Genomic DNA, 2,111 nt, shown 5'->3' on the forward strand with positions numbered 1-2,111 from the left:
ATCACGTCAGCATCCTCGAGATGAACGGCGAAAGCTATCGCCTCGCTCACAGCCGGGCCCGAAAGGCCAAAACCAGACCCTGAAAATCAAGCCAATGCCGGGGGGAGTGGCCTTCGGGCTACGCCCTCACGCCACTCCCCCCGGCATGTAACACCGTGGCCTGGTTTTACGCCGCCCCATGGCCGACTTTTGCTCCGCCGTTGACACTTTCCGGCACTTCTCACCCTGGCCGTGCGCGGAGTGGCCCATGACCGCGTTGCCAAAGAGCGATTCCACGCTGACGGCGCCAAAGCCATGAATGCCCTCGCTCTGGAAATCGGCCTGGCCCCCGGCAGCTACACCGTCAGCTCCACGCCCAGCGATCCCGCGATCGCAGGATATGTCGCGCTATCGAGCGATGACCTGTCGATCATGCTCAGCGTCGGCCCGCTCCATGAGGGCAACGAGGTGCAATACTTCGCCAAGCGCGGTCCTGCAGCCGGCCAGAAGCTGCGCTTCGCGGCAATGCGCGATTTCGTCCGGCCCACCCGTTTCGCAGTGCGCATCCGCCGTGATCTGCGTCTCGATGCCATCGTGCCCTCGCCCGCGCTCATCGAACCCCACACGCAGGCGCCGCGCGAACCCATCGCCGCTTAGGGAGACATCCCATGCTCACCACACATCAGGTTCTCGATCTCGTTCGCAGCGATGCCGCCCGGATCGAACGCTTCACCCAGCGCCGCGAGGTTTTCCTCGATGCGCTGGACTGGACAATGTTCACTTGTGAACAGGTCCACGAAGCTGCCATGCTGGACTTCATGCTGGAAGATGACCTTGCCGCAGCCCTCCAGCGGGTTTCCATGGCGGAAAGCCTCGCTGCCATGGGCATGACCCTTGTCCCTGCCTTCATCCGCTACAATCCATTCCCGCGCCCCTGGCATGTGGAGTGGCTCGCGCTGGCGAATTGAACGGAGACCCACCCTCATGAGCCGTTACGATTTTCCCGGAAAAGGCGTGGCGAGCAGCGTCGCCATCGGATGGGACCGGCCTTTGGCCACCTTCTTCGTCCAGGTCATGCAGCCCCATCCTCGTATCGAGGGCGAGGAAGCGACCTACATCTGGAAGGGCGCTGCCCCCGGCGAGCTTCCCACCGCAGCGGCCGCAATCACGGTCGCTGCCGAATATGCTGATCTGCCCGAGGATCTTGGCGCGACGTTGGAGACCGATCGCCTGAAGACCCTCGGCACATTCGATGGGCCTGCCCAAGAGGCTGCGAAGCCCTTCATCCAGGCATCGCCTCCGCCGATCCACACCGAGGCCGAAGCCCGCGAGGCCGGTTACACGCGCGCCGTCATCGCGGACAGTACCCACCATACCCTCGAATTGCTGATCGAACCTGAAGCCGACCTCGATTCCATCTTCTTCGCCTTCGACCGCGGTGGGAACGAAATGCTCCATATCCATGGTTGGAACTTCACGATCGAGCCGGAGTGACGTGGCAACAATCATGTGATAGTGTGAATACACGTATTCAATCGGAGACAGTGCCATGGCGACGTCAATACGCCTCGCCCCTGAAGTAGAGCAGCGCCTCGATCATCTCGCGAGCGCCACCGGGCGCACCAAGGCATATTACCTGCGCGAAATTATCGAACGCGGCCTTGAGGACATGGAAGACATCTACCTCTCCGACAAGGTGCTCGAGGACATTCGTGCTGGCCGCGAAACCACAAGTTCCCTCGACGACGTGGAGAAGCGCCTTGGCCTGGCAGATTGAACTGTCATCCAGCGCCGAAAAATCCCTCTCCAAGCTCGATCGCCAGACCGCTAAGCGGATCATAACCTTCCTGCGCGAGCGGGTTGCATCCAGTGACGATCCCCGCGCATCTGGAAAGGCATTGACCGGACCATTGGCGGGACGTTGGCGCTACCGCGTTGGAGACTACCGGATTGTCTGCGAAATCGAGGATGGCAGGCTTGTCGTACTTGTGCTGACCGTTGGCCACCGAAGCGGCGTTTACCGCTGACCCCCAGGCGATCCGTAACCCATAGAGACGAGGGGGAAGGGGACGGGCGATCCATGGAGGATCGACGGAGGTTCCCTTGTCCTACACCATCGACATTGGCGCAGC

5 protein-coding genes and 1 pseudogene are annotated in these 2,111 nt (G+C 61.7%); all 6 read left to right on the forward strand.

Going from position 1 to position 2,111, the window contains the following annotated elements; genetic code table 11:
* Positions 1 to 83 (forward strand): annotated as a pseudogene (locus tag NTCA1_RS28180) (ATP-binding protein); the annotation flags it as partial.
* A gap of 211 nt (positions 84 to 294) precedes the next feature.
* Positions 295 to 636, forward strand: coding sequence for a hypothetical protein (locus tag NTCA1_RS28185; protein ID WP_133085188.1), 342 nt, complete (start codon positions 295 to 297; stop codon positions 634 to 636).
* Positions 637 to 647: 11 nt separating this feature from the next.
* Positions 648 to 947, forward strand: coding sequence for a hypothetical protein (locus NTCA1_RS28190; RefSeq protein ID WP_008833312.1), 300 nt, complete (start codon positions 648 to 650; stop codon positions 945 to 947).
* Positions 948 to 963: 16 nt separating this feature from the next.
* Entirely contained in the window at positions 964 to 1,473 is a 510-nt protein-coding gene (locus NTCA1_RS28600; protein ID WP_008833313.1) for a hypothetical protein, read from the forward strand.
* 55 nt (positions 1,474 to 1,528) lie between these two features.
* Entirely contained in the window at positions 1,529 to 1,756 is a 228-nt protein-coding gene (locus NTCA1_RS28200; protein ID WP_125726183.1) for a DUF6290 family protein, read from the forward strand.
* Entirely contained in the window at positions 1,740 to 2,006 is a 267-nt protein-coding gene (locus NTCA1_RS28205) for a type II toxin-antitoxin system RelE/ParE family toxin (protein ID WP_008833434.1), read from the forward strand. The genes NTCA1_RS28200 and NTCA1_RS28205 overlap by 17 nt, the downstream gene beginning before the upstream one ends.
* Positions 2,007 to 2,111: the final 105 nt, after the last annotated feature.

It is taken from the genome of Novosphingobium sp. TCA1, assembly GCF_009811895.1.
GTDB classification, from domain to species: domain Bacteria; phylum Pseudomonadota; class Alphaproteobacteria; order Sphingomonadales; family Sphingomonadaceae; genus Novosphingobium; species Novosphingobium panipatense_A.

Coding starts and splice junctions, on each gene's coding strand:
- NTCA1_RS28200 (WP_125726183.1), top strand. CDS start 1,529: ATGGCGACGTCAATACGCCTCGCCCCTGAAGTAGAGCAGCGCCTCGAT.
- NTCA1_RS28185 (WP_133085188.1), top strand. CDS start 295: ATGAATGCCCTCGCTCTGGAAATCGGCCTGGCCCCCGGCAGCTACACC.
- NTCA1_RS28600 (WP_008833313.1), top strand. CDS start 964: ATGAGCCGTTACGATTTTCCCGGAAAAGGCGTGGCGAGCAGCGTCGCC.
- NTCA1_RS28190 (WP_008833312.1), top strand. CDS start 648: ATGCTCACCACACATCAGGTTCTCGATCTCGTTCGCAGCGATGCCGCC.